At 69.8% G+C, this 25,681-nt stretch carries 21 protein-coding genes; 9 read left to right on the forward strand and 12 right to left on the reverse strand.

Annotated features, from left to right (window positions below; all coding sequences use genetic code 11):
• Positions 1-5: 5 nt before the first annotated feature.
• Together PSH03_RS04885 and PSH03_RS04890 are read right to left on the reverse strand one after the other, a co-directional pair.
• Positions 6-1,382 (reverse strand): condensation domain-containing protein, encoded by a 1,377-nt coding sequence (locus PSH03_RS04885; protein ID WP_238688387.1) that lies wholly within the window; start codon positions 1,380-1,382, stop codon positions 6-8.
• Between the two features lie 29 nt (positions 1,383-1,411).
• Entirely contained in the window at positions 1,412-2,773 is a 1,362-nt protein-coding gene (locus PSH03_RS04890) for an extracellular solute-binding protein (RefSeq protein ID WP_238688388.1), read from the reverse strand.
• A 266-nt stretch (positions 2,774-3,039) separates the two neighbouring features.
• Here PSH03_RS04890 and PSH03_RS04895 point away from each other — a divergent pair, with 266 nt between their 5' ends.
• A complete protein-coding gene (locus PSH03_RS04895) occupies positions 3,040-4,671 on the forward strand; it encodes an MFS transporter (RefSeq protein WP_210780600.1) in 1,632 nt (543 codons plus the stop codon).
• 70 nt (positions 4,672-4,741) lie between these two features.
• Here PSH03_RS04895 and PSH03_RS04900 read toward each other — a convergent pair whose 3' ends face one another.
• From PSH03_RS04900 to PSH03_RS04920, 5 genes are all read right to left on the reverse strand, one after another.
• On the reverse strand, positions 4,742-6,088 hold the full coding sequence (locus tag PSH03_RS04900; protein ID WP_238688389.1) for an FAD-binding oxidoreductase: 1,347 nt from the start codon (positions 6,086-6,088) through the stop codon (positions 4,742-4,744).
• Positions 6,089-6,115: 27 nt separating this feature from the next.
• Entirely contained in the window at positions 6,116-7,606 is a 1,491-nt protein-coding gene (locus tag PSH03_RS04905; RefSeq protein ID WP_238688390.1) for an FAD-binding oxidoreductase, read from the reverse strand.
• A gap of 142 nt (positions 7,607-7,748) precedes the next feature.
• Positions 7,749-8,621, reverse strand: a complete 873-nt coding sequence (locus PSH03_RS04910; RefSeq protein ID WP_210780597.1) for a phytanoyl-CoA dioxygenase family protein — start codon at positions 8,619-8,621, stop codon at positions 7,749-7,751.
• Between the two features lie 7 nt (positions 8,622-8,628).
• On the reverse strand, positions 8,629-8,898 hold the full coding sequence (locus PSH03_RS04915) for a phosphopantetheine-binding protein (protein WP_210780596.1): 270 nt from the start codon (positions 8,896-8,898) through the stop codon (positions 8,629-8,631).
• Between the two features lie 208 nt (positions 8,899-9,106).
• Entirely contained in the window at positions 9,107-10,288 is a 1,182-nt protein-coding gene (locus PSH03_RS04920) for an acyl-CoA dehydrogenase family protein (RefSeq protein WP_210780595.1), read from the reverse strand.
• A 236-nt stretch (positions 10,289-10,524) separates the two neighbouring features.
• Here PSH03_RS04920 and PSH03_RS04925 point away from each other — a divergent pair, with 236 nt between their 5' ends.
• The 7 genes from PSH03_RS04925 to PSH03_RS04955 all read left to right on the forward strand — a co-directional run bounded on the left by PSH03_RS04925 (position 10,525) and on the right by PSH03_RS04955 (position 21,039).
• Positions 10,525-11,679: an epoxide hydrolase family protein gene (locus PSH03_RS04925; RefSeq protein WP_238688391.1), complete on the forward strand. Its 1,155-nt coding sequence runs from the start codon at positions 10,525-10,527 to the stop codon at positions 11,677-11,679.
• Positions 11,676-12,614: a cyclase family protein gene (locus PSH03_RS04930; protein ID WP_210780593.1), complete on the forward strand. Its 939-nt coding sequence runs from the start codon at positions 11,676-11,678 to the stop codon at positions 12,612-12,614. Before PSH03_RS04925 ends, PSH03_RS04930 begins: the two co-directional genes overlap by 4 nt.
• Positions 12,615-12,640: 26 nt before the next feature.
• Entirely contained in the window at positions 12,641-13,798 is a 1,158-nt protein-coding gene (gene metK, locus PSH03_RS04935) for a methionine adenosyltransferase (RefSeq protein WP_210780592.1), read from the forward strand.
• 104 nt (positions 13,799-13,902) lie between these two features.
• Positions 13,903-17,109, forward strand: coding sequence for a non-ribosomal peptide synthetase (locus tag PSH03_RS04940; protein ID WP_210780591.1), 3,207 nt, complete (start codon positions 13,903-13,905; stop codon positions 17,107-17,109).
• Positions 17,110-17,122: 13 nt separating this feature from the next.
• Positions 17,123-18,727: a tyrosine 2,3-aminomutase gene (gene cmdF / locus PSH03_RS04945; protein ID WP_210780590.1), complete on the forward strand. Its 1,605-nt coding sequence runs from the start codon at positions 17,123-17,125 to the stop codon at positions 18,725-18,727.
• Positions 18,724-20,256 (forward strand): 4-hydroxyphenylacetate 3-hydroxylase family protein, encoded by a 1,533-nt coding sequence (locus tag PSH03_RS04950; RefSeq protein WP_210780589.1) that lies wholly within the window; start codon positions 18,724-18,726, stop codon positions 20,254-20,256. Before cmdF ends, PSH03_RS04950 begins: the two co-directional genes overlap by 4 nt.
• A gap of 6 nt (positions 20,257-20,262) precedes the next feature.
• Positions 20,263-21,039, forward strand: a complete 777-nt coding sequence (locus PSH03_RS04955; protein ID WP_210780710.1) for an SDR family oxidoreductase — start codon at positions 20,263-20,265, stop codon at positions 21,037-21,039.
• Here the strand turns inward: PSH03_RS04955 and aroH are convergent.
• On the reverse strand, positions 20,974-21,402 hold the full coding sequence (gene aroH / locus PSH03_RS04960; RefSeq protein WP_238661001.1) for a chorismate mutase: 429 nt from the start codon (positions 21,400-21,402) through the stop codon (positions 20,974-20,976). The two genes, PSH03_RS04955 and aroH, sit on opposite strands and share 66 nt — an antisense overlap.
• A 16-nt stretch (positions 21,403-21,418) precedes the next feature.
• Positions 21,419-22,222: a TIGR03084 family metal-binding protein gene (locus PSH03_RS04965; RefSeq protein ID WP_210780587.1), complete on the reverse strand. Its 804-nt coding sequence runs from the start codon at positions 22,220-22,222 to the stop codon at positions 21,419-21,421.
• 229 nt (positions 22,223-22,451) lie between these two features.
• Between PSH03_RS04965 and PSH03_RS04970 the strand changes: the two genes are divergently transcribed.
• Positions 22,452-22,889: an SCP2 sterol-binding domain-containing protein gene (locus PSH03_RS04970; RefSeq protein WP_210780586.1), complete on the forward strand. Its 438-nt coding sequence runs from the start codon at positions 22,452-22,454 to the stop codon at positions 22,887-22,889.
• A 71-nt stretch (positions 22,890-22,960) separates the two neighbouring features.
• Here PSH03_RS04970 and PSH03_RS04975 read toward each other — a convergent pair whose 3' ends face one another.
• From PSH03_RS04975 to PSH03_RS04985, 3 genes are all read right to left on the reverse strand, one after another.
• Positions 22,961-23,395 carry an SgcJ/EcaC family oxidoreductase gene (locus tag PSH03_RS04975; RefSeq protein ID WP_210780585.1) on the reverse strand — a complete coding sequence of 145 codons (435 nt, stop codon included), beginning with the start codon at positions 23,393-23,395 and terminating at the stop codon, positions 22,961-22,963.
• 377 nt (positions 23,396-23,772) lie between these two features.
• Positions 23,773-24,426: a MerR family transcriptional regulator gene (locus PSH03_RS04980; protein ID WP_210780584.1), complete on the reverse strand. Its 654-nt coding sequence runs from the start codon at positions 24,424-24,426 to the stop codon at positions 23,773-23,775.
• Between the two features lie 119 nt (positions 24,427-24,545).
• Positions 24,546-25,337: a helix-turn-helix domain-containing protein gene (locus PSH03_RS04985; protein WP_247668695.1), complete on the reverse strand. Its 792-nt coding sequence runs from the start codon at positions 25,335-25,337 to the stop codon at positions 24,546-24,548.
• Positions 25,338-25,681 lie beyond the last annotated feature (344 nt).

Consider the following 25,681-nt stretch of genomic DNA (forward strand, 5'->3'; position numbering starts at 1 on the left):
CGTTGTCACCGTTCTCCCCCGATCGTGGTCAGTGCCGCGTCCGGCCGGGTCAGCAGCTCGCGCAGCAGGTGCAGATAACGGTCGACGAGGTCGTCGATCGTCTTCTGATCGAACAGGTGGGCGCTGAACCCGATCGCGCCGACGATGTCGTCGGACGGGCCGAGATGCAGCGACCAGAGGATGCCGTCGGGCATGTCGGAACCGACCGGCTGGGAGATGACCCGCCGCCACACCGCCGAGTACTCCAGGTCGCCCACCCGCTCGCGCTCCATCACGAACGGCGGCTGGATGACCTGGAAGAGGCAGGGCACGACGCCGGGCCCGACCGACGCCATCAGCTCGGGCGCCTCCTGCAGGACGTGCAGCAGCGGCACCTCGTGGGAGTACGCGCCGAGGCAGGTGGCGCGGGTCCGGGTGACCACGTCGCGGAAGGTGGTGGCGTCGGACAGGTCGGTCCGTAGCGGAACGAAGTTGAAGAACGAGCCGACCGTCTCCTGGAACCGACCGTGCCCGCGTCCGGGAGTGAACGTCGGCACGGTCAGGTCGGTGCTGCCGGTCCAGCGGCTCGCCAGCACGTAGAAGGCGGCCAACAGCACCATGAACGGTGAGGTGTGCGTGTCGGCCGCGAGGGCCGTGGTCGCCGACCGGAGTTCGGCGTCGGTGACGAAGCGGTGCCAGGTGGTGGTCGGCACGGTGTCGGCCGCCAACTCCCGGTCCGCCGCGGTCACCATGATCCGCCCGCCGGCCAGCTTGTCCCGCCAGTACTCACGGGCCGCCGCCAGCGGTGGAGCGTCCGCCTCGTCGTGCTGGGCGGCGATGTACTCGCGGTACTGCGGGGCCGTGCCCGCGGTGGGTGTCTCCCCGGCGGCCCGCTGGGCGTACGAGCGAGCCAGGTCACGCAGGATGATCTGCATCGACCAGGCGTCGGCCGCCGAGTGATGCGTGGTGAGGACCAGCACCGAGTCCGTCTCGTCGAAGCGCCCCAGCGTGGCCCGCAGCAGGGGCAGGTCGTGCACGTCGAGCATGCCGGCCTCGATCTCGTTGATCAGCTCCTCGGCGCGGCGCTCGCGGTCGGCGGGGTCGACCCCGGGCAGGTCGCGGACGTCCACCTTCGGCGAGGTCACCGGCAACACCCGCTGCCCGTGCTCGCCGCCGCGCAGTACCGACGTACGGAGGGCCTCGTGCTGCCCGATCACGTCCGCCAGCGCCAGATCGAGAACGTCCACATCTATCCGGCCGTGCACTCGCCAACCGTCGGCGATCAGGTAGTGCGGCCCGAACGGGCCGGTGGTCTCGCCCGTGTCGAACAGCAGGAGGAACTCCTGCTGCAGGGAGAGCGGGAGATCAGCGGTCGCCGGGGGTGGTTGCTGCGAGATGGTCATGAGCGCTCCTCACGGGGGGTTGGGCGGAGTCAGTCCACGACGAACTGACGCGGCCCGGGCGGACCCGCCCGCAGGCCGAGGCAGTCGGCGTTGTAGTCGTCGAGCAGATGCTGGGCCTGCTCGGACGCGCGGGCGAAGCGGCCCGACGGGTCCGCGTCGTGCAGCAGGATGTCTTCCATCGCGTGCGTCATCAGGCCCTGGATGCGGGGAAACTCGCCGAGTACGGCTCCCCGCGCGGCAGGTGAGCCGTCGGTCGCCAGCAGCTGCTCGATGGCGACCCTCTGATGTGGCCGCTCGTCGAACCAGCCGTCGCCGGCCAGCAGGTCGATGGCCGTCGTGGTGACCGGGATGAACCAGGTCGCCTTGTGCCGCTCGGCGACGGCCCGCGGGTTGAGCAGGTGTTGCAGGAACGCGAGCGCGCCGTCCCGGACCGCCGGCTGCACGCTGTCGGTGAGCCAGATCGCGTCACCGCCGACGATGTTGCCCGCGTAGCGGACCTCGCCGTTGTGCGGCATCCGGCCGACCTCGACGGTGAAGCCGTGGTCGCGGCCGGCCTGGATCAGCCACTCCGCCTCGACCGAGGAGCTGAGGACGAACGCCACCCGCTGCTCGGCGAACGCGGCGAAGTTCTCCTGCCAGGCCCGGCCGGTGTTCTCGCCGTACGCCTGCCCGCCGGTGTAGTGGTAGTGACCGTCGCGGTACAGACCGCGCCACCACTGCGCGAAGGCCACCATCTCCGGCACGGCGAGGTCGACCTTCTCGGCGCGACCGTCGCGGCCGTTGGCGTGGTCGGCGAGCAGGCCACCCTGCTGGGCGACCGCCTGCTGGAAGATCCAGCCGTGGTTGGGCCAGGTGATCGCCGGCCCGCCGGTGTGCGCGCTGACCGCCTTGCAGGCGGCCGTCACCTCGGCCCAGGTGGTCGGCAGCGCGGTCACTCCCGCCGCCGCGAGCAACGTGGTGTTGGCGTACAGCAGGGTGGTCGAGACCAGCGGGGGAGCCGCGAGCAGCAGGCCGTCCGCCGAGTAGTACCCCCGTGCCGGGGCCACGATGTCGTCGGTGACCACCGGCTCGCCGAGCACCGTGGTGCGGTCGGCGAGCGTCGTCGCGACCGGCCGGAACAGCGGTGCGCCGTGGACGTCGCGCATGTCCCGGGCCAGTTGCGTGGAGGTGTGGAAGTACTGCACGAGGGCCGGGGCGGCACCGCGTCTGGCCGCGGCGTCCACATCGGCGGGCAACGTCTTGTAGCTCGACTCGCGAACCCGGATCCGGTAGCCGGGGTGGGCGTCGTGGAAGCTCGCGGCCAGGGCCCGGATCCCGCCCACGTAGTCGGGCACGGCCGGGTAGCTGGGCAGCCAGATGTCGATGCTGATGGGCTCGGCGTCCGTCCTCACGCAACAGTCCTCCGGCATCTCGATGGGGGTCGCCCAAAGGTTGCCCGCCGATGCGGGGAGCGGTCATCTCCGCGAGTGCTACGCCGCGCGGCGGGCGGCGACTGCGCACGACGGAAGTCGTCCCGAGCACCCGTTCGCGGCAGAACGTGGGTACGCCGGAAAGACATGTCGAAAACCGCGCGTCGGCTTCGACATGGCGGTAGAGGGGCCTCGGGGCGTCGAAGACCGCCGTCGCAGGCTCATGAGGCCGAGAAGGGATCGACACGATGGATAACTCCACGTCGGCGCCAGCGAACGACCTGGCGGGACGTAAGGAATGGATCGGGCTGGCGGTGCTGGCACTGCCGGCGATGCTGGTGGCGATGGATATCGGAGCGCTGTTCCTGGCGCTGCCGCATCTCAGCGCGGACCTCGGCGTCACCAGCGTGGAGCAGCTGTGGATCATCGACATCTACGGTTTCCTGCTGGCCGGCTTCCTGCTCACCATGGGCACCCTCGGTGACCGGGTCGGGCGCCGTCGACTGCTCATGATCGGCGCGGTCGCGTTCACGGTGGCCTCGGTGCTCGCCGCGTACGCCAACAGCGGCACCACCCTGATCATCGCGCGGGCCCTGCTGGGCATCGCCGGCGCGACCTTGTCGCCGTCGACGCTGGCGCTGATCACCAACATGTTCCGCAACGAGAAGCAGCGGGGCGTGGCGATCTCGATCTGGGCTTCCGCGCTCTTCGGTGGCACCGCGATCGGGCCGGTCGTCGGCGGCGTGATGGTCGAGCACTTCTGGTGGGGCTCGGTGTTCCTGCTCGGTGTCCCGTTCATGATCGTGCTGCTGGCCACCGGGTTCGTGCTGCTGCCCGAGTACCGCGACCCCAGCGCGGGCAAGTTCGACCTGTTCAGCGTCGTGCTGTCGCTCGGTGCGATCCTGCCGGTGGTGTACGGCGTCAAGGAGTTCGCCGCGAGTGACTCGGACAACCCGGCCGTCGCGGGCGGCGCGATCCTGCTCGGCCTGGTGGTCGGCTGGATCTTCATCCGCCGCCAGTCCCGGCTGGAGCACCCGTTGATCGATCTCGCGATGTTCCGGAACGCCGCCTTCAGCGGCACCCTCGTCACGATGATGTTCGCCTCGGCCGCGCTCGCCGGCATCAGCCTGATGAGCACGCAGTACATCCAGAGCGTCGAGGGCCTTTCGCCTGGCGCGTCCGGCCTCTGGCAGGCGCCCACCGGTCTGGGCATCGCGATCGGCAGCATGGCCACGCCGATGCTGATGAAGTCGCTCAAGCCGGCCACCGCGATCATGATCGGGCTCGGCATCTCCCTGGTGGCGATGCTGGTGCTGACCCAGGCCGGCAGCTCCGGGTGGCTGATCGCGATCGTCGTCGCGGTCGCGCTCGTCGCGCTCGGCACCGGTCCGCTGTTCACCCAGGGCACCGGCATGGTGGTCAGCTCCGTAGCCCCGGAGAAGGCCGGCTCGGCCGCTTCGCTCTCCGAGACCAGCAACGTGTTCGGGTCGACGCTGGGCCTCGCGCTGTTGGGCAGCGTCGGTGCCGCCGTCTACCGCGACCGGATGGCCGACGCGCCGTTGACCGACGTACCCCCGGAGGTTGCCGACGTGTCCCGGGAGAACGTCGCCGCGGCGACCGCCGCAGCCGACTCGCTGCCGGGCAACCTGGCCACCGCCCTCCGCGACGTCGCCGGCGAGGCGTTCACCACGGCGACGAACGTGGTGGCCGGCGTCGAGGCGTTGCTGGTCATCGCCCTGATCGTGCTGGTGGCGGTGACGCTGCGGAACAAGCCCGCCCCGCAGACGCCAGGGTCCGACCCGACGGCGTCGTCAGCGCCTGCCTCGTCGCCCGCGTCCGCGTCGTCGTCGGAGACCGTGCCCACCACCGGTGCCGTCTAGGCCGGACACCCCGATACGCCAACGGCGGCCGCCCATCCCCCCGGGCGACCGCCGTTGGTCCGTCCGCCGCCTAGCGCAGCATCGTCGTACCGGGGCTGGCGTCGAGGCGGAACAGGCCGGTGGGATCGACGCGGGTGCGGACGCGGTCCGCCCGGTCGATCTGCTCCGGGTCGAGGTGCCGTTGCGGCTGCTGCCAGCTCTCCACGAACGTGGGCGCGGTGCGGCCGGTGTCCCAGGGCGCCAGCGCCGCCCGGACGACAGCGCAGTGCTTCTCGATCGTCGCGGTGGCCTCGGGGCCGTCGGGGATCGCGTTGCCCAGATACGAGTAGCGGGCGTCGTAGTGGTCGAGCGCCCCACCCCGAGGGTCCGGCACTGCCAACGCCCCACCGAGCTGGCGCAGCTCCGCCGTGATCAGCGGCGATCCCGAGCCGGTCGCCGCCAGGAACGCGGCCGACGCCCGCTCGTCGAGGTCCGCGAGCAGCAGATGGTCGCCGACGATCGGCACCGGCTCGTCCGGCCCGAGCTGAGCGCGGACCACCTCGGCCGGCGTACACGGCAGCCACGACTCGACCACCGGGGCGGCCACCGCGCGCAGCTCGTCCAACAGCTCGGTCAGCCCGCTCGGCGCGTCGTCGGCTCGCACCTCGGTCGCCGCCACCCCGATCATCGTTCCGCTCCTCAGCTCGACCGGCACCATGGGTACGTCGGGCAGGTTGAGCACCTGGAACGCGCTGGTGACCTCCCACGGCGCGGTAGCGGCCCAGCGGGTCCACCGCCTCAGCAGCTCCGCCGCGTGCACCACCGGCCAGTACGCCGAACCGGTGACCACCGGCCGGGCCGGGAACAGCCGTATCTCGACCGCGACCACCACCCCGAACCCACCGCCGCCGCCCCGCAGGGCCCAGAACAGCTCCGGATCGTGGTCGGCGTCGACGCGGTGCAGCTCACCGTCGGCGGTGACCAGGTCGACGGCCGTCACACTGTTGGCCGCGAGCCCGACCAGCCGCCCGTAGACACTGACGCCGCCGCGCAGCAGGTAGCCGACCGCGCCGACGTCGGCCGACGAGCCGTGCGGCGCGGCCAGTTCGTACGGTGCCGCCGCGTCGACGACGGCGCCCCAGCGGGTGCCGGCGGGAATCAGCGCGGTCCGGCGCGCCGGGTCGATCTGCACCGCACCGTCCATCTCGGTACGCACCAGCACCGACCCGCTCATCTCCCGCGCCGCCGCGGCGCCGTGGCCGGTGCTGTGCACCCGCACCGGCATGCACGTCGTCCGGGCGTACGTGAGCACGTCCCGCAGCTCGGTAAGGGTGCGCACGGTGCGCGCGGCGGCCGGTCGGGGTGCTCCGTGCAGGTTGAACACCGTCGTGGCGTGCTCGTAGGCCGGATCGTGGGGGAAGTACACCTCGCCTGCCATCGTGGCTCCCTGGGTGGTGTGGACCGCTCAATCGGGCAGCCGCACCGACAGACCGTGCCGGAAGATGTCCCGGGGGTCGTAGCGGCGCTTGACCCGCTGGAGGCGGGGATAGTTGTCCTTGAAGTAGAGGGTGTGCCAGGGCACGCCGGAGGTGTTCCACTCCGGATCGGCCAGGTCGACGTCGGGGTAGCTGATGTAGGAGCCGTCACTGACGTCGCCGGACACCGGGACGCCGCCGCTCTCGGCGTAGACGTCCCGGTAGAACGCGCGGACCCAGGCGGTGTTGACGGCGTCGTCGTCGGGTGACTGCCAGGCGCCCGCGCTGTACGACGCCTTCACCACGCTGTCCCGCTGTGCCGCGGCGGTGGCGCCCGACGGCACCGCGTTGACCTGTCCGCCGAACGCGGTGAGCACGATGCCGGCAGCCGGGTTGGCGTACTCCGGGTCGGCCAGGTAGCGGAAGATCGTGGCCAGTTGCTTGTCGGTGTAGCCCCGGCGTAGATAGCCGGCCTTGTTCTTGTAGCGCCCCTTCGGGTCGCTGGGCCAGCTGTACGAGGGCATCCAGCTCGCCATCCAGTCGACCACGTTCCGGTCGACGGACCGGGGGGTCAACCCGGTGCCGTCCCCGATCGCCGCGAGCTGGTCGTCGAGCATCCGGGCGGCACCCTCGACCGCGTCGTCGATAACAGCGGTGAGCGCCACGATGCCGGCCGAGCGGTGCATGACGATGAGGTTGCTCCACAGTTGGGTCTCCGGTGCGTCGACGGCGCTGTGCCGCTCCAGCCAGCCGCAGTAGTTCGCGATCAGTCGGGTCAGTGCGTCCTCGGTCATCCCGTCCCACGACCACAGCACGTCGCAGCGGCGGATCCGGCGGGGCGCCGTGGGCAGCAGACGCGACGGGTCGTCGGAGTCGACTCCCGGGCTGCGCAGCCAGAACCGGGTGACCACGCCGAAGCTGCCGCCGCCGCCGCCCGCGGTCGCCCACCACAGCTCGTGGTGCGGGTCGTCGGGCTCCCGGGTGGCGACCACCACGTCGACGGTGCCCGACTCGTCGACGACGACCACCTCCACCGCGTACAGGTGGTCGACGACCAGTCCGTCGCGGCGGGACAGGTGACCGTAGCCGCCGCCGGTGATGTGGCCGCCGACGCCGACCTCGAAGCAGGTGCCGCCGGGGATCGTGACGCCCCACGTGTCGTAAAGGATCGGGTAGAGCGCCCCGAGAGTGATGCCGGCCTCGACCATGATTGCCCGCCGGTGCGCGTCGTAGGACACCGCGCTCATCGGCGCGAGGTCGATCAGCATCTGGATCTCGGGGTTGGCGAAGAAGTCCTCGAAGCAGTGGCCGCCGCTGCGCACCGCCACCCGCCGCCCCGAGTCGACGGCCTCCCGCACGGCGGCGGCGACCTCGGCGGTGGTGCGGACCTGACGGACGTGATCGGGGCGGCCGGTGAAGCGGTGGTTGTATCCCTCGACGAGTGCGGCGTAGCGCGGGTCGCCGGGCAGGATGTCGGTCATGTGGGTGGGTCCCTCCGCTGGGCGACGACCATCAGACCCTCACATCCGCCGGCCGGTGGACGCATCTCTGATCGTGCGAACAGGACGGCCGCCCCACCCACAGCGGGCGGGGCGGCCGCTTCGTCCACCACGTCGGACACGCTCAGGTCCGTGCGGGGCTCTCGAGCACCGCCGGGTCGGCGTCCGGGTCGGTGAGCAGGATGTGGGGGTCCTCCATCTCGTACCAGCCCACGCCAGGCGGGCAACGGTCGTAGCCGAGCAGGCGCTGGACCTCCTCGGGGAGCGTGAGGACGACGTCGCGCGGCACCGCCAGGAACTGGTTCTCCTCCTGCCGCAGGTTGCCGAGGTCGTAGGAGACGGTGAGGCTGGTCCGCGACTCGGTGGAGACGTTGCCGCCGCCACCGTGGTAGACGCCGCCCAGCCAGAGCAGCGCCGACCCGGCGGGCATCGCGGCCGGGATCGCCTCGTTGTAGCGCGGGGCACGCTCGTCGTCCCAGTGATGGCTGCCCGGGATCACGAGGGTGGCGCCGTTCTCCTGGGTGAACTCGCTCAGCGCGAGCATCAACTGCACCCGCGTCGTCGGGCCCGGGTGTCGACGCAGGTGCAGCGAGTCGTCGCGGTGCAGCGGCTGACGGCCCTGCCCCGGGTCGATCTGGATGGCCTGGGTCGCGCTGATCTGGATGTTGGGCGTCATCTCGATGCGGGCCTGACCGACCCACATGTGCACCGGCTTCTCCATGATCTGCCGCGCCGCGCCCAGATACAGCGGGTGCAGGAAGATCGGGGTCAGGTGGCTGGTACGCCGGAACAGCGACGAGACCCGTCGGGTCAGGTGACCGTCGTACCCGCTCTTGCTGTAGCGCGTGCCGTCGAGCAGGGGGCCCAGGTCTTCCCAGAGGCCGTCGAGCGTGGTCTGGTCGACGAAGTTCTCGATGATGATGCAGCCGTCGCGCTCCAGCACGGTGACCACGTCGTCGAGGGGGGCATCGGACGTCACCCGGACGAACTCCACCATGGTCGGACTACCTTCCTCGGGCTTCGGCCTTCGCGACGATGTCGCGCGTGAAAGTGGCCAGGTCGGGGTCTTCGAAGAGGTCACCAAGGTCCATCTGGACGCCGATCTCCTCCTGTACGCGGGCGACGATCCGCACGGCGGAGATGGACTGCCCGTTCAGCTCGAAGAACGTTCCGTCGGTCTGGTCGGCGGGTACGTTGAGAACGTCCCGCCAGATGGATTCGACCTGCTTTTCGATATCGGTGACGGTCAGCGTGCCAGGTGGGTCGATCGGCATGGGAATCCTCCCGAGATAAGAGCTGATGGTTGCCGCACGGGTCGGCCGGCGAATTCGGCGACCCCCACCGCATATGATGTCGGTGATATCGCCGAATGTGTTCTTCGCTATTGCGCTCTCGTCGGGCTCATTCGAATAGCCCAGACAAACGGACGGCCGGGCCCGGAGCGATTGCCGCATCCGGACCCGGCCGCGCTGTGCGCCCCTGTTACAGGTACTGCGTGTTCGGCCCCATTCCGCACAGAATCCGGCCGTACAGTTCGAGGTTGGTGTTGGGGTGCATGATCGCGTGCAGGTTCAGCGTCTGGACGTCGCGCTGGATCCGCTGGATCGGCACATGCTGGTAGACCGAGGATCCTCCGCTCGCCGTGCGGAGCACGTCGACGGCGTCCTTGGCCGCCTGGCAGGCGGCGCCGAGGTCGAGGCGTGCCTTGGCGCGTTCCTCGAGCGTCCACTCCTCGCCCGACTTGCCCTTGCGGTCCACCCGGTCGGCGGCCCGGTACTCGTGGAACTCTGCCTGGTCGATCTTGATTTCGGCCTCGGCGACCTGGAGGTGGGTCAGCGGCGCCTGGCTCTGGTCGGGATAGTCGGTATAGGTGATCTTTCGGCCGGGGAGCCGCTCGAAGAACGCCTCCTTGGCGGCGCGGGCCAGGCCCAGCGCGGTCGCGCCGACGGTCGCGCAGGCCACCGGCATGAAGGGGCCACCCCACATCGTGGTGTTCGGGTCCTGCTGCAGCGGGTGCTGACCCATGATGATCGGGACCATCGACATGACGCGCTCCTCGGGCAGGAACACGCCGTCGGCGACCGTCGAGACGCTGCCGGAGCCGCGCAGGCCCGACGTGTGCCAGTCGTCGATGACCTGCAGGTCGGCCATCGGGATCAGGGTCATGATCGGTTCGTACCCCCCGTCGGGGGTGGGCCGCACGGCGGCGTTGGCGTTCCACTGGCTCTGCGTCGCGCCGGTGTTGAACGACCACTTGCCGTTGAGCAGGTAGCCGCCCTCGGTCGGGACGGCCACGGCGGTCGGGCTGAGGATGCCACTGATCCGGACCGACGGGTCGGCGAAGACCTCTTCCCGCACCGAGTCCGGGAAGAGGCCGGTGATCCAGCTGCTGATGTGCCAGACCGCCACGGTCCAGGCGGCTGAGCCGTCACCACGGGCCAGTTCGGCGATGACCTCGACGACGGCGCGAGTGTCGGACTCGGAGCCGCCGAACCTCTCGGGCACCCGCATCCGCAGGATGCCCGCGTCACTCAACGCCTCCACGACCTCGTCGTGCAGTCGGCGATTGTCCTCGCTCCACTGGGCGTGCCGGGCCAGCAACGGCACCAGCTCGGCGGCCGCGCGGACGAGGTCGGCGCGGGGCGGAGCGTCGGTGATCGACATCGATCCTCCTCGAAGGGTTGGGGAGTCCGTGAATTGCGCGTCGGAACTGACGGCGGACGCCCATATGACCCTTGCACCACCGCTGCCGTCACGCATCTTCCGGAGTGCGCTGCTCCCGGCCGGGGCAAGAGCCGAACCGGAGCAATATGGAAGGTGCGCCGTTCCGGTTCAGGCAGGTGATATTGACTTCCGTCGTAGCGGACTTTGCTGCGCCCGTCGTCGAAGGGATTTCCGATATGGAACGGTTCCGGGTGGACATTCTTCAGGAGGACGTGGACGATCTCCGCCGCCGACTGCGGGAGACCCGCTGGCCCGTGCTCTTCGACGCCGGCTGGGACCGCGGCGTGCCCGTCGACTACCTACGCGAACTCGCGGACTACTGGTGCGACGGGTTCGACTGGCGCGCGATGGAGCGGCGCATCAACGAGGTGCCACAGTTCGTCACCACCATCAACGGCTCGCCTGTGCACTTCCTGCACGTACGCTCACCGGAGCCGAACGCTACTCCGATGATCATCACGCACGGCTGGCCCGGCTCGGTGACCGAGTTCCTCGACGTGATCGGCCCGCTGACCGACCCCGTCGCGCACGGCGGGGACGCGGCCGACGCCTTTCATCTGGTGATCCCGTCGATGCCGGGATTCGGGTTCTCCGGGCCGATGCCGGCGCCCGGCTGGAACAACCTCACTGTCGCCAAGGCCTGGGCGGAGCTGATGAGCCGGCTCGGCTACGACCGCTATCTCGCGCAGGGCGGCGACTTCGGCGCCGGCATCTCGTACGCGTTGGCCCAGATCGACGCGGAGCACGTCGTGGGTCTTCACCTGAACACGCTGGTGACCACGCCGGCGGCCGACGGCTCGGACGTGCTCGACGACGAGGATCGGCGGCGCCTGGCCCGCTCGCAGCGTTTCCTCGACGTGCTGGCCGGTTCGATGAAGCTGCAGGCGACCCGGCCGCACACCATCGCGTACGCGTTGAGCGACTCGCCGGTCGGCCAGCTCGCCTGGATCGTGGAGAAGTTCAAGGACTGGGCCGACGCCGGCAAGGTGCCCGAGGACGCGGTCGAACGGGACCGGATCCTGGCCATCGCCTCGATCTTCTGGTTCACCGGCACGGCCGGCTCGTCGGCGCAGTTCTACTACGAGACCGTCGACTACCTGCCAATCTCGAACCCCACAGTGCGCTACGCGCCGATCCGGCAGCCGCTCGGCGTCGCGGTGTTCCCGCAGGGTGTGTTCCTACCGATCCGCCGGTTCGTCGAGCGCGACTTCCCGACCCTGCGGCACTGGTCGGAGTTCGACCGTGGTGGCCACTTCGCGGCCCTGGAGGAGCCCGACCTGTTCGTCGGCGACGTGCGGGCGTTCGCCCGCGTCGTGCGGGCCGGCTCGTGACCCACACCGAACCCCGGGTCGACGACTTCCGGGCGGTGGGGGAGCGGCTGCGAAACTGGGGTCGCTGGGGCCCGGACGACGAGCGCGGCACCATCAACCTCATCACACCGGAGCGGTTGGTCGCGGCCGGCCGACTGATTCGCGCGGGACGGACCTTCGACCTGGGGATCAACCTGGACGACAAGGGGCCGCAGAACGGCCGCTTCCGCAGCAACCCCGTACACCTGATGTCGGAGACCGGCGCGGAGCAGGTGTTTCCCGGTGGCTTCCGGTACGCCGACGATTTCCTGTTCATGCCGATCCAGGCATCGTCGCAGTGGGACGCGCTGGCCCACGTCTTCTACGACGGCCAGTTCTACAACGGCTTTCCCGCCGACGAGCTGACCGTCAAGGGCGCCGCCCGCTGCGGAATCGACCGGCAGGGCAAGGGGATCGCCGGTCGGGGTGTGCTGCTCGATATCCCCGCGGTGCGCGGCGTGCCGTGGCTGGAGGTCGGCGACGTCATCACCCCCGCCGATCTGGACGCGGCCATCACCCGGCAGGGCGGCGTGGACGTCGGTCCGGGAGACATCCTGCTGGTCCGTACCGGTTGGCGGCGCAAGTTCGTCGAGCAGGGGCAGGACGCCGGATTCATGGCCGGGGAACCCGGTCTGGGGCTGGCCAGCTGCCAGTGGCTGCGGGACCGCGACGTCGCGGCGGTCTGCGCCGACAACTGGGCCGTCGAGGCGTTGCCGGGCGAGGACCCGGGCGCCTTCCTGGCCGTGCACATGGTGTTGATCCGGGACATGGGCCTGACGCTCGGCGAGATCCTCGACTTCGAGGAGCTGACCGAGGACTGCCGAGCCGACGGGGTGTGGGAGTTCTTCTTCGCGGCGCCGCCGCTCAAGATCACCCGCGCTGTCGGTTCGCCGATCAACCCGCTCGCCATCAAGTGATCCGACCACCCTGAAACGGGGAAGCCATGGGACGCCACCTCTTCACGTCCGAATCGGTGACCGAGGGTCACCCCGACAAGATCGCCGACCAGATCAGCGACGGCATTCTCGACGCGCTGCTGGCCGCGGACCCGCACAGCCGGGTCGCCGTCGAAACGCTCATCACCACAGGTCAGGTGCACGTCGCGGGCGAGGTGACCACCAGCGCCTACACCGACATCCCGACGATCGTCCGGGAGACGATCCTGGGCATCGGGTACGACTCGTCGCACAAGGGTTTCGACGGAGCGTCCTGCGGCGTCAGCGTGTCGATCGGCGCGCAGTCGCGCGACATCGCCCTCGGGGTGGACCAGGCGGGCGCCGCGCAGGGCGCGGGCGACCAGGGGATGATGTTCGGCTTCGCGTGCGATCAGACGCCGGAGCTCATGCCGCTGCCGATCGCGCTGGCCCACCGGTTGTCCCGCCGGCTCACCGCCGTGCGCAAGGACGGCCTGCTGCCGTACCTGTGGCCGGACGGCAAGACCCAGGTCACCATCGAGTACGACGCCGGGCGTCCGGTGCGGGTCGACACCGTGGTGGTCTCGGCTCAACACGCCCCCCACATCTCGCTGGAGTCGATGCTGAGCCCGGAGGTCCGGGACAGCGTCGTGCTGCCGGAACTGGAACCGCTCGACCTCGACGTGGACAATTTCCGGTTGCTGGTCAACCCCACCGGGCGATTCGAGATCGGTGGCCCGATGGGTGACGCGGGACTGACTGGGCGAAAGATCATCGTCGATACCTACGGCGGGTACGCCCGCCACGGTGGTGGCGCGTTCTCCGGCAAGGATCCGTCCAAGGTGGATCGTTCGGCGGCGTACGCGATGCGGTGGGTGGCGAAGACCATCGTCGCGGCCGGCCTGGCCCGGAAGTGCGAGACCCAGGTGGCGTACGCGATCGGCGTCGCCGAGCCGGTGAGCCTGTCGATCGAGACGTTCGGCACCGAGACCGTCGCGCCGGAGCGGATCGAGAAGGCAGTGGCGGAGGTGTTCGACCTGCGCCCGGCGGCCATCATCCGGGACCTCGACCTGCTCCGCCCGATCTATGGAGCGACGTCGGCGTACGGGCACTTTGGTCGGCAGTTGCCCACCTTCACCTGGGAGGACACCAGCCGGGCCGAGAGCTTGGCGTCGCTCGCCGCGTAGCGCCTGCGCGCCGAGAACGTAACCCCTTCAACACCGCAATTCGGAAGTTGAGGGCCGGAACCCTGCATTGACATACTTTTCCGAGCAGAAGGGGGCGGTCGCAGATGTCCATTCACGACACGACGAGCGTGCTTCCCACCTCCGCGGCACAGGACGGCCTCTGGTTCCTCGACCGTCTGACGCCCCGGTCCCCGGCGCTGCACCGCTACCGGGCGTACCGGATCGCCGGTCCGCTCGAGGTCGCCGCGCTGCGGACGGCCTGGACGACGCTTGTCGACCGGCACGAGATCCTGCGCGTCCGCTTCACCGAATCCGGCCGCGCCGTGTTCGACGAGAGCCTGCCCGCCGTGATGTCCGTGGTGGACTGCTCGACCGGCGGACGCCAGGGCCAACCGACGGTCGAGGCGTTCCTCGCCGCCGAGGTGGCGGCCCCGTTCCTCCTCGACCGGGGCCCAATGGCCCGGCTCACCGTGGCCCGGCTGGCCCCGTTGCGGCACTGCCTGGTGCTCGTCGTGCACCAGATCGTCGCCGACGAGACCTCGATGTCGACCCTGATCGACGAGCTGGGTCGGCACTACGCCGAGGCTCTGGGCGGCACACCGGCGCGCCCGGTCGGCGCGGATGCCGCACCGCGGTTCTCCGAGCACGTGCGCGCCGCACGCGCGGTCGAGGCCGCCGCCCGACGGGCCGAGAAATGGTGGCGCGAGGCCACCCCGCCGGCGCCGGTCGAGCTGCCCACCGACCGGCACCGGGGCGCCGACGTCGACTGGCGGGCCGGCGTGTACCACTTCGACTGGGGTGTCGAGCTGACCGCCGACGTACACCGGCTCGCGCTCGACGCCGGCACGGTTCCGCTCGCGGTCGTGCTCGCCGCCCTGGAGGTGGTGCTGGCCCGCTACAGCGGGGAGCGCCGGATCGCGGTCGGCACCCGGGTCGGCACCCGGCTCGCGACCACACCGACCGGGCTGGTCGGGCCGTTCGAGAACCTCGCCCTGATCGATGTCGACCTGACCGGCGCGCCGACCTTCCGAGAGCTTGTCGACCAGGTCGCCGGCCGTCTCGACGCGCTGTCCGACCAGCGGCACCTGCCGTTCGGCCGTCTCGTCGAACTGCTCGGCGCACCCCGGGACCCGCGCACGATCCCGCTGGTCAACGTGCTGGTCGACGAGGCAGCCGAGGAACACTCCACCCTGCGCCTGGCCCACACCACGGCCAGCCGGCAGGACGTCGACCCGCCGGCGACGATGGCCGACCTGGAACTGCGGGTGGCGACCCGGCCGGCGACGATCGGCACCTTCGCCTACCGCGCCGAGCTGTTCGACGACGAATCCGTCGAACGGATCGCCAACCAGGTGCTGACCGTCCTCGCCGCCGGGGTCGCCACGCCGGACACGCCGGCGACCGCCCTGCCGATGGACCAGCCGACCCCCTCCGCCCATGAGCTGGGCGGTGACGACCGGATCGCCGACGGACCACCGGTCGACGCGCCGGTGCACGAACTGGTGCGACGGATCGTCGACGCCCACCCGGAGCGCCTGGCGGTGCTCACCGACAGCGGCGGTCTCACGTACGCCGGGCTGTGGTCGCGGGCCCGGGAAATCGCCGCCGCCCTGCTCGCGCGGGGTGCGGGCGGACGGCCGGTGGTGGTGCGACTCCCCTCCGGCCCGGAGCAGATCGCCGCGTTGCTCGGGGTGCTCGTCGCCGGCGACCACCTGTGCTGGTTCGGCACCGGGGACGTGGGTGATCGCGGTCGCGCCGTGCTCGCCGACCTGCGTCCCGCGTGTCTGCTGGTCGCCGGTGACCCGGACGACGACGAGCTGGCCCGCTGGGCACGCATCGAACTCGACATCGCCGTGCACGACGTGGCGACCCTGACCGGGGCCGGGGCGCTGCCGACGGTCGACGCTGACGCGGTCGCCTACGTCGCCTACACCTCCGGATCGACCGGACGGCCCAAGGGCATCGCCCAGCCGCACTCGGCGTTCGGCCAGTTCGTCACCTGGCTCGGCACGCAGTTCGAGATGGGCGGCGGCGCCCGGGTAGCGCAGTGGGTGGCACCCGACCACGACCCCGCCCTGTGCGAGGTGTTCGCCACCCTGACCAGCGGCGGCACGCTGTGCCTGCCCGCGCCGGACATCCGGATCCACGGCGAGAGGCTCGTCGACTGGATGGCCAACCGGGAGATCACCCACCTGCAGACCGTGCCGAGTTTCGCCCGGGAACTGCTGCGGGTGGTCACGAGCCGCGCGGACCGGCCCATGCGCGCCCTGCGGCACCTGCTGCTGATGGGTGAGGCGCTGCCGGGCGAACTGGTCAACCGGTTGCACGGCAGCCTGCCCGACGTGCACCTGGCGAATCTCTACGGGCCGACCGAGACGATCGCGGCCACCTGGCAGCCGATCGACCGACCGGTGGATGGTTCGACGCCGATCGGACGGGCGATTCCCGGCCGGCAGGTGCTCGTCCTCGACGCCGACGAGCGGCCCTGTCCGCAGGGTGTCACAGGCGCCATCGTCATCCGCAGTCCCTTCGTGGCCGCCGGCTATCTCGGCGCGGTCGATCCGTCCACGGCGTTCGCCCCGGTCGGTGGACAGTCCGACATCCGCACCTACCGCACAGGTGATCTGGGCCGTTGGCGCTTCGACGGCGCCCTGGAATACCGGGGCCGCGAGGATTTCCAGATCAAGGTGTACGGCGTGCGCCTCGAACTGGGCGACGTCGAGGCCGCGCTGCAGACGCACTCCTCGGTACGTGAGTGCGGCGTGGTCGCGGTCCGCGGACCGGACGGGATGGTCAACCGCCTCGACGCGTACGTCGTGCCGATCCGAGCCGGAGAGGGCTCGCCCGAGGTGTGGCGGGCCCACCTGCGCCAGCGGCTCGGCAAGGTGATCCCCGTCGTGTTCCGTACCGTGCACGACCGGCTTCCCCGCAACATCGGGGGCAAGGTCGACCGGCGGCGGCTGCCCGAGCTGGCGCGCCCGATGGGGGCTGCGGCGACGGTGGCACTGACCGACACCGAGCAGACCCTCGCGGCCCTGTGGGCCGAGGTGGTCGACGCGGGCGTACCGGGCCTCGACGACAGCTTCTTCACGGCCGGCGGACGCTCCGCGCTGATCCCGGCTCTGCTCCACCGCGTCTCCGAACGGTTCGGCGTGCACGTGCCGATCCGCGACTTCTACGCCAACCCGTCGCTCCGCACCCTCGCCAACGCTGTCAGCGTCGCCGGCGACGAGGACGGACCACGACGGCAGGCACCGGGCGTCGCCCATTCCGGCGAGCCCACCAGACCCGACCCGGCACCACGGCTGTGATGAGGTGAGGACAGTGACAACGAACGAGAACATTGTCGTGCTGGACGGCGACACTCTCGACATTCCGGGCATTCGCCGGATCGCCGAGGACGACGCCACCTGCGAGGTGTCGCCGTCGGCGCTCGCCCGAGCGGGCAAGAGCCGCGCGATGTTCGAGGACATCGTGCGTCAGGACATCCCGGTGTACGGGGTGACCACCGGATACGGCGAGATGATCTACATGCTGGTCGACCCCTCCAAGGAGGTCGAACTCCAGACCAACCTGGTGCGGAGCCACAGCGCCGGCGTCGGCCCGCTGTTCGCCCGGGACGAGTCGCGGGCGATCGTGACCGCTCGGCTCAACGCGCTGGCCAAGGGCCACTCCGCGGTACGCCCCGAGTTGCTGGAGCGGCTCGCGCTCTACCTCAACCTGGGCATCACCCCGGCCATTCCGGAGATCGGTTCGCTCGGCGCGAGCGGCGACCTCGCGCCGCTGTCGCACATCGCGTCCACGGTGATCGGCGAGGGCTACGTGCTCGACGGCACCGGCAAGGTGCCCACCGGTCAGGTGTTGCGCAAGCACGGCATCGAGCCGTTGGAACTGCGTTTCAAGGAGGGGCTCGCGCTGATCAACGGCACGTCGGCGATGACCGGTGTCGGCGCGCTCGTGGCTGACCGGGCCATGACGCAGGTACGCCAGGCGGAGATCGTCACCGCCCTGGTGATCGAGGCGCTGCGGGGCTCGATGAGCCCGTTCCAGCCCGAGGGGCACGACATCGCGCGACCGCACCAGGGGCAGATCGACACGGCGGCCAACCTGCGGACGCTGATGCGCGGCAGCCTGTCCACTGTGGAGCATAGTGAGCTGCGCAAGGAGGTGGCCGCCGGCAAGGAGTCCGGCAAGGACGTCACGCGGACGAAGGTCTACCTGCAGAAGGCGTACTCACTGCGGGCCATCCCGCAGATCCTGGGCTCCGTGCGGGACACGCTCTACCACGCGATCAACAAGATCGGCATCGAGTTGAACTCGGCGAACGACAACCCGCTCTTCTTCGAGGGCGAGGAGATCTTCCACGGCGCCAACTTCCACGGACAGCCGGTCGCGTTCGTCATGGACTTCCTCACGATCGCGCTGACCCAGCTCGGCGTGCTCTCCGAGCGGCAGTCCAACCGCCTGCTCAACCGGCACCTGAGCTACGGTCTGCCGGAGTTCCTGGTCACCGGTGATCCGGGCCTGAACAGCGGTTTCGCCGGCGCCCAGTACCCCGCGACCGCCCTGATCGCGGAGAACCGCACCATCGGGCCGGCGAGCACGCAGAGCGTCCCGTCCAACGGCGACAACCAGGACGTGGTCAGCATGGGGCTGATCTCCACCCGCAACGCCCGCCGGGTGCTGCGCAACAACGACACGATCCTGGCCCTGGAGTACCTGGCCGCGGCGCAGGCCGTCGACATCTCCAAGCGGTACGGCGACCTGAGCCCGGTCGCCAAGGCCACCTACGACCACGTCCGGTCGATGGTGCCGACTCTGGACCGCGACCGCTACATGGCCGACGACCTGGAGACCGTCACCGCCGCCCTGTCCCGCGGTGAGTTCGCCGCCGCTGCCGCGAGCGCTCAGCAGAGCGACCTACGGTGACCAGGCCCTACACCGGCGCGGAGTACATCGAGAGCCTGCGTGACGATCGCGAGATCTACCTCTACGGCGACCGGGTCAAGGACGTCACGACGCATCCGGCGTTCGCCAACGCGGTACGCATGACCGCGCGGCTCTACGACTCGCTCCACGACCCGGCCACCGCACCGGTGCTCACCGCACCGGTGGACAGCGGCGGCACGGGCTTCACCCACCGGTTCTTCACCACGCCGCACAGCGCCGAGGACCTGGTCGCCGACCAGAAGGCCATCGCGGCGTGGGCCCGGATGAGCTACGGCTGGATGGGGCGCAGTCCGGACTACAAGGCATCCTTCCTCGGCACCCTCGGCGCGAACGCCGACTTCTACGGCGAGTACGCGGACAACGCCCGGGCCTGGTACCGCCGCTCCCAGGAGCAGGTGCAGTTCTGGAACCACGCGGTCGTGCACCCACCGGTCGACCGTAACCGGCCGCCCGACGAGGTACGCGACGTGTTCGTCCACGTCGAGCGGGAGACCGACTCCGGCCTGATCGTCAGCGGCGCGAAGGTCGTCGCGACCGGGTCCGCGCTGACCCACTTCAACTTCATCTCGCACCACGGAATGCCTGTCAAACGGCGGGAGTTCGCGCTGATCGCCACGGTGCCGATGGGCGCCCGCGGGATGAAGCTGATCTGCCGGCCGTCGTACGCCGCGACGGCAGCGGTGATGGGCAGCCCGTTCGACTACCCACTGTCGTCACGGCTGGACGAGAACGACACGGTGCTCATCCTGGACAAGGTCGAGATCCCGTGGGAGAACGTGTTCGTCTACGGCGACCTTGGCAAGGTGCAGATGTTCGGCGGGCGCTCGGGGTTCACCGAGCGGTTCACGTTCCACGGCATGACCCGGCTGGCGGTGAAACTCGAATTCATCGCCGGCCTGCTGGCCAAGGCGTTGGACATGACCGGCACGAAGGACTTCCGGGGGGTGCAGAGCCGCCTGGGTGAGGTGCTGGCCTGGCGCAATCTCTTCTGGGCGCTGTCCGACGCCGCCGCGCGCAACCCCGTGCCGTGGAAGAACGGGGCGGTGCTGCCGAACCCGGAGTACGGGCAGGCGTACCGGTGGTTCATGCAGGTGGGTTATCCCCGGGTCCGCGAGATCATCATGCAGGACGTGGCCAGCGGGCTCATCTACCTCAACTCCAGCGCCGACGACTTCAAGAACCCGGCGATCCGCGGATACCTGGACCAGTACATGCGGGGCTCCGACGGCAGCACCGCGATGGAGCGGGTGAAGCTGATGAAGCTGCTGTGGGACGCGGTCGGCACCGAGTTCGGCGGACGGCACGAGCTCTACGAGCGCAACTACTCCGGCAACCACGAGAACACCCGGGTCGAGATGTACTTCGCGCAACTCGCCTCGGGGCAGATAGACGGCTACAAGCGGTTCGTCGACGAGTGCATGAGCGAGTACGACATCGACGGCTGGACCGTGCCGGACCTCGCGTCCTTCGATCACCTGCGGTGGGCGCGCAACGATCTCTCGACGTGAGGAGCGCTGATGTTGCAGGACAAAGTCGCAGTGGTCGCCGGTGTGGGGCCCGGGCTCGGACGGGCGATCGCGCTCGCCTGTGCCCGGGCCGGCGCCGACGTCGTACTGGCCGCGCGTAACGAGTCGGTCCTCGCCGAGGTCGCCAAGGAGGTCGAACAGCTCGGCCGGCGGGCGCTCGCGGCACCGACCGACCTGACCGACGACGCCGCGGTCGCCGCCCTGGCCGACTCGGCGCTGCAGGCGTTCGGGCGGGTGGACGTGTTGGTGTACAACGCGTTCGCGGTGCCGGCCTTCGCCGACCTCACAGCGATCGACGTCGACGCCGTGCGGGCGAGCCTGGAAACCGACGTGTTCGGGGCGCTGCGGATCACCCAACGGCTGGCCCCGACGCTGACCGAGCACAACGGCGCCATCGTCATGATCAATGCGATGGTGGTACGGCAGTCGAAGCCGTCGTTCGGCGCGTACCGGATGTCGAAGTCCGGTCTGCTCGCGCTGGCGCAGAGCCTCTCGACCGAGCTGGGTCCATCAGGCGTGCGGGTGAACACGGTGATGCCCAACTACGTCTGGTCCGACGGGCTCCGCGGCTACTTCGCCTACCTGGCCCAGGAACGCGGCATCACCGAGAAGCAGGTCTACGACGAGACGGCGGCGAGCCTCGACCTGCGTCGCCTGCCCGAGGCGGACGAGGTGGCCAACGCCGTCGTCTTCCTCGCGTCAGACCTGGCCAGCGCCATCACCGGGCAGTGTCTCGACGTGAACGCCGGCGAGCTGCATCGCTGACAGATCGGGGCGCAGCACCTCGGCGCCCCCGAGATAGACGTGCCGCACGGCCGCTCGCGGCCGTGCGGTCAGCACGTGGGCCAGCATCCGCACGACCCGGGGCAGCGCGCCGGGCACGTCGATCTCGGCGGCGCACAACAGGGGTACGTCGTGCAGACCGAGCTGCCGGGCGGCGACCGCCGGGAAACAGCTCACCAGGTCGGGTGTGGCGGTGAACAGGATGCTGACGAGGTCGTCCGGCGCCAGTTCGTTGCGCCGGACGACCTCGTCGAGCAGGAGCCGCGTACCGGCCCCGACCACATCTGGACTGTCCCGGTCGACCTGGATCGCGCCCCGGATCGCCCGCAGGGTCGGTGCCGTCATCGTCGTACCCCCGTCGTCAGCGCGTCGCGGCGGCGAACTGGCCGGGCTGGCGGCCCGATCCGGCCGGACCCCGGTACGCCTGCGCGATGTCCAGCCAGTGCTCGGCGTCCGGGCCGACCGCGCTCAGCCGCAGGTCGTCGCGGTGCCGTCGGCGGGTCACCAGCAGGCAGAAGTCGACAGCCGGGCCGCTGATCCGCTGGTCCGCGTCCGGCGGGCCGAACGTCCAGGTGGCGCCGGACGGGGCGGTGAGGGTGTAGCCGAACTCCACGTCCGGAACGTCCTCCTCGCGGGCCAGGTAACCGAAGTCCCAGGTGCGTGCGGCGAACCCGCACAGGTGCCGGATCCGGTCGGTGTGCCGGCGCTCGACGCCGAGTGCGTCGGCGACGTCCTGCCCGTGGCCGAACAGCTCCATCATGCCGGCGCCCGCCAGGATGGCGGCCGGCATCGGACGGACCAGCCACGGCACGATGTCGGTCGGCGCGTGCGCCGCCAACGCCTTCTCCGCTGTCGACCGCTCCTCCTGCCACTTGGCGAACAGCGCCGGCGGTGGGGCGGCGAGGTACGGGGCCATCGCGGCGGCGACGTTGGACTCGAAGCTGCCGCTCATGGAGGAGAGGAACCGGCTGAACGTGTCCGGGTCGGACGCCGAGAGCCCCGCCAGGCGAAACACCGCGGAGAGGTGGGCCACCTGGTGGGCGACCGTCCAGCCGACGGCGGGCGTCGCGGTGCGCCAACCGGCGTCGTCCAGGTCGGCGATCAGCGTGTCGAACGCATCGCCCTCGCTGACCAGATCGGCGAACACATCGGGCTGTGCTGACATGTGGTTCTTCCTTCCGCTACAGGGCTCGTGTCGTGCCGCGGAAGGGGACACCGGTGTTCCCGCGGCCGGACGGCTGGTGCGCGGTGCGCGCCTGTGGAGCAGGTCGGATCAATCATTGGACGGTCACCCCCGCGCCGTCGTCTCGCTACGTGCGCGACCTGCGCGGATCCGCCACTGAACGCACTCTCGGAGATGTCCGTCCGGTGGCCGATCGGCCAACCTAATCCCTATGAGCGACCCCACAACAATGAGCCCGCGCGAGCTCGCGGTGTTCGTCAAGCAGACCCCCAACGGCGAGCTGCGCCGGCTGATGCACGGCCCGCGGCGGACGGACGTCATCGACGAGATCTTCACCAACATGCCCCAGGTGTTTCGCGCCGATCGTGCCGGCGCGCTCACCGCCGTGATCCACTGGCGGATCGGCGACCGGCCCGACGGCGGCGTCGACGTCTACGAGATGGTCATCGCCGACGGTGCCTGCGTCAGCACACCGGGCAACGGTCGACACCCCGATCTCACGCTCTCGCTGGGTGGGGTGGACTTCCTCAACCTCGTCACTGGCAACGCGCACGCGGTGGCGCTGGTGATGCGCGGTCGCCTCAAGACCAAGGGCGACCTGGCCCTGACCGCGAAGTTCCCCACCCTGTTCGATCCGCCAAGAGGCTGACCGGCCGGCCAAGAACGACGCCGATGACTCTCGCAGTCATCGGCGTCGTTCGGTTTGGGGTGCCGGTCGGGTCAGGCGACGCGGTCGCGCGGGCAGTTCTGGTAGACGGCGAGCAGCCACTCGCCGTCGCGGTTGACGAGAATCCAGGACGCGCGGATGGCCGCCCGGTCGGGAAGCGTCGTCTCGCCGGCCGGGATGACACCACCCTCCGTGATCAGCGCGACCGCACCCGGGGCCAGCGCCTTGATCTCCACCGGCGTGCCGGTGACCCGGGTGCCCTTGAACGGGCCGCCGAACGCTGTCGACATGAAATCGCGAATGTTGTCCTTGCCCTGGCGGTAGACACCCGGTAGCAACATCGACCCGTCGTCGACGAAGATGTCCGCGAACGCCTGCGCGTCCTGAGCCGCCCACGCTTTGACCAGGCGGCCGGGTACCGCCGCTATGGCCACTTGGTCGGCGCCGGAGATGCCAGTCACCAACGGTGCGGAAGAACTGGTGGTCATCGCTGGTCCTCGATTCTTGGATGGTGGCGAGGAGGTCGGTCGGTGTTGCATCCCGACGTTGCCGAGGCTAGTGCTGGCAGGGGCCGTTCCGTTCTCCTGGAGTGCGCGTTGGTCGCGTCCAACTCGGCATTCTCAAAGAAGACTGCGCACCGCTGTTAGCGGCATGCTCGGATGGCCACGACAACCACGGTTGAATCCGATCGGGGGCTTCGACAGGAGGACAGCCCGTGTCCGGGCATTGTCGCGTGATCTCTGGCCTCGTCGTGGACGACGACAACCACAGCGCTCCACCCGGTCAGCCCGCGCCTGGGCTGCTCACCGCACGCCGCGGCGGCTCACGCCCTTTCCGCGGCGGCTCACGCCCTGATCGCGGCGGCTCACGCCCGGTCCGCGGTGGCCTCCGCGCGAGCGGGGTGCTCGGACGAGCCCTTGCCGAGCCACTGGTTTACGTAGTGCTCGCGCGCCATCCGGTGCACAGCGGTCAGGGCGACCTCCAGCAGCACCGCTCGAACCACCGCGGCCGCCCGATCGACGTCCGCGTGGTCGGCGGGCAGCAGGGCCATCTCCTGTGCCACGAGCTGCTCGGTCATCGCCGCGTACGGTGCGAAGAACTGGATGCTGCAGTCGCAGCCGAGCCGGCGCAGCGCGGTGACGACCTGCGCGAGCTGGGCGCGCCCGGCCGCGTCGGGGTGCACCGCCCAGCCCAGCTCGTCGATGAACTGGTCGACGTCGGCGGTGGCGTCGGACAGATTGGCGGCTCCGCCGCTGAGTGAGTGCGCCACCTCGTAGAGCCCGGCCAGGGGAAGCTGGCGGTCCTCGATGCTCGCGAGCAGTTGCCGGACGGTCGACAGGTCGAGCTTCCCGACGTGGGTGAGCGCACGGATGAGTTGCAGGCGGCGCAGATGACGGTCGTCGTAGTCGGCCTGGTTGCGACCGGTGGGTCTACCAGGGGGAAGGAGCCGTTCCCGGAGGTAGTACTTGATTGTGGCGACGGGTAGGCCCGTCTCTTTGCTCAGATAGGAAATGCGCATCGGTTCCCCCAGGTAAACCCGTCATGTCGACCACTCTTCGATGAGCCGGTGTCGTTGAATCACGACCGCGTGCCCGTGCACACCGGAAGCGGGGCACGGGCACGGGTGGGTGATTCCGGTCAGGCGGCCGGACGGTCGACCGACCGGGCCGGAAAGCGTGCGGAGAGGATGGTGGCTGCCCGAGCCTTCTCCTGGGCGGCCACGACGCTGAGCGCCACCTTGCGTGCGTCGAGGAGAGCGAGCAGGACCGGCGGGTCCAGGGCCGTCACGGGCTGTAGATCGACATCCACCGTGAGCACGGTGTCGTGGGCGATGGCGAGTGGCCCGTGGGTGGCGACGAAGACGGGACGACTGTGCGGGTCGGTGGCGATCTCCGTGGGATCGCCGGTGACCGACTGGGACAGCAGGTACCAGGTGCCCGGCGGCACGCCGGTGAAGTGGAACAACCCGGGACCGGACAGGATGGTGCATCGGATCGGCCGGCCCTCGGGTATGCGGTCCGGGAAGAGACCGATGAACACGAGGCCCGGGCTGGCCTGGCTGGACGCGTGGACCTGGCCATGGATGCTGGCCTTCGATGGTGTGCCTGCGGCCGGCGTCGGCGCCACCGGAATGTGCGGGGCGTACCCGGCCAGCTTGCGGTACGCCGTCGGTGACATTCCAACGCTCTTGCTGAAACGGGAGCTGAACGTTCCGACACTGTTGTAGCCAACTCGCACGCTGATGTGTGCGACGTTGAGCGACGTCGAGACCAGCAGATCCTTGGCGCGTTGCAACCGGAGTGCCGACAGGAAACGACCTGGCGACACTCCGGTTGCGCGCTGGAATATCCTGGTGAAGTGGAATTTGCTGAACATCGCCGCTCGGGCCATGTCGCTTACGGTAATTTGCTCGCTGAGGTTCTCGCGCATTGTCTCAATTGCGCGCTTCGCTGCTTCCTCAACCGCGTCCCCCACGATTCCTCCCCAGCAATTCGTGAGAACAGCTTGCCGGTCTCACCAAAGACGTAAATCAATTTCTGAGATACGCCTCTCGGTCACCGCCGGTGTCCGGTTGGTGATCCACCGAGATCCATGTCGACGTTAGTCGATCCCGCCCTCGGCCGCAACACTGCAGATTTGCTTGGATACGGAGCGCAATCGTGGAGTAGGGGCGGCTCCGTGGTAGATAGTGATAGTCTCTAATACACGTCCAGGAGTCGAGACATCTCAAAGGGTGCGTAAAGTTCAATCTTCCGCATTGTCAATGTTCGCCC

The organism is Micromonospora salmantinae (assembly GCF_022230905.1).
Taxonomy (GTDB): domain Bacteria; phylum Actinomycetota; class Actinomycetes; order Mycobacteriales; family Micromonosporaceae; genus Micromonospora; species Micromonospora salmantinae.

Coding starts and splice junctions, on each gene's coding strand:
- PSH03_RS04885 (WP_238688387.1), bottom strand. CDS start 1,382: ATGACCATCTCGCAGCAACCACCCCCGGCGACCGCTGATCTCCCGCTC.
- PSH03_RS04895 (WP_210780600.1), top strand. CDS start 3,040: ATGGATAACTCCACGTCGGCGCCAGCGAACGACCTGGCGGGACGTAAG.
- PSH03_RS04900 (WP_238688389.1), bottom strand. CDS start 6,088: ATGGCAGGCGAGGTGTACTTCCCCCACGATCCGGCCTACGAGCACGCC.
- PSH03_RS04905 (WP_238688390.1), bottom strand. CDS start 7,606: ATGACCGACATCCTGCCCGGCGACCCGCGCTACGCCGCACTCGTCGAG.
- PSH03_RS04910 (WP_210780597.1), bottom strand. CDS start 8,621: ATGGTGGAGTTCGTCCGGGTGACGTCCGATGCCCCCCTCGACGACGTG.
- PSH03_RS04915 (WP_210780596.1), bottom strand. CDS start 8,898: ATGCCGATCGACCCACCTGGCACGCTGACCGTCACCGATATCGAAAAG.
- PSH03_RS04920 (WP_210780595.1), bottom strand. CDS start 10,288: ATGTCGATCACCGACGCTCCGCCCCGCGCCGACCTCGTCCGCGCGGCC.
- PSH03_RS04925 (WP_238688391.1), top strand. CDS start 10,525: ATGGAACGGTTCCGGGTGGACATTCTTCAGGAGGACGTGGACGATCTC.
- metK (WP_210780592.1), top strand. CDS start 12,641: ATGGGACGCCACCTCTTCACGTCCGAATCGGTGACCGAGGGTCACCCC.
- PSH03_RS04940 (WP_210780591.1), top strand. CDS start 13,903: ATGTCCATTCACGACACGACGAGCGTGCTTCCCACCTCCGCGGCACAG.
- aroH (WP_238661001.1), bottom strand. CDS start 21,402: ATGACGGCACCGACCCTGCGGGCGATCCGGGGCGCGATCCAGGTCGAC.
- PSH03_RS04965 (WP_210780587.1), bottom strand. CDS start 22,222: ATGTCAGCACAGCCCGATGTGTTCGCCGATCTGGTCAGCGAGGGCGAT.
- PSH03_RS04970 (WP_210780586.1), top strand. CDS start 22,452: ATGAGCGACCCCACAACAATGAGCCCGCGCGAGCTCGCGGTGTTCGTC.
- PSH03_RS04975 (WP_210780585.1), bottom strand. CDS start 23,395: ATGACCACCAGTTCTTCCGCACCGTTGGTGACTGGCATCTCCGGCGCC.
- PSH03_RS04980 (WP_210780584.1), bottom strand. CDS start 24,426: ATGCGCATTTCCTATCTGAGCAAAGAGACGGGCCTACCCGTCGCCACA.
- PSH03_RS04985 (WP_247668695.1), bottom strand. CDS start 25,337: ATGCGCGAGAACCTCAGCGAGCAAATTACCGTAAGCGACATGGCCCGA.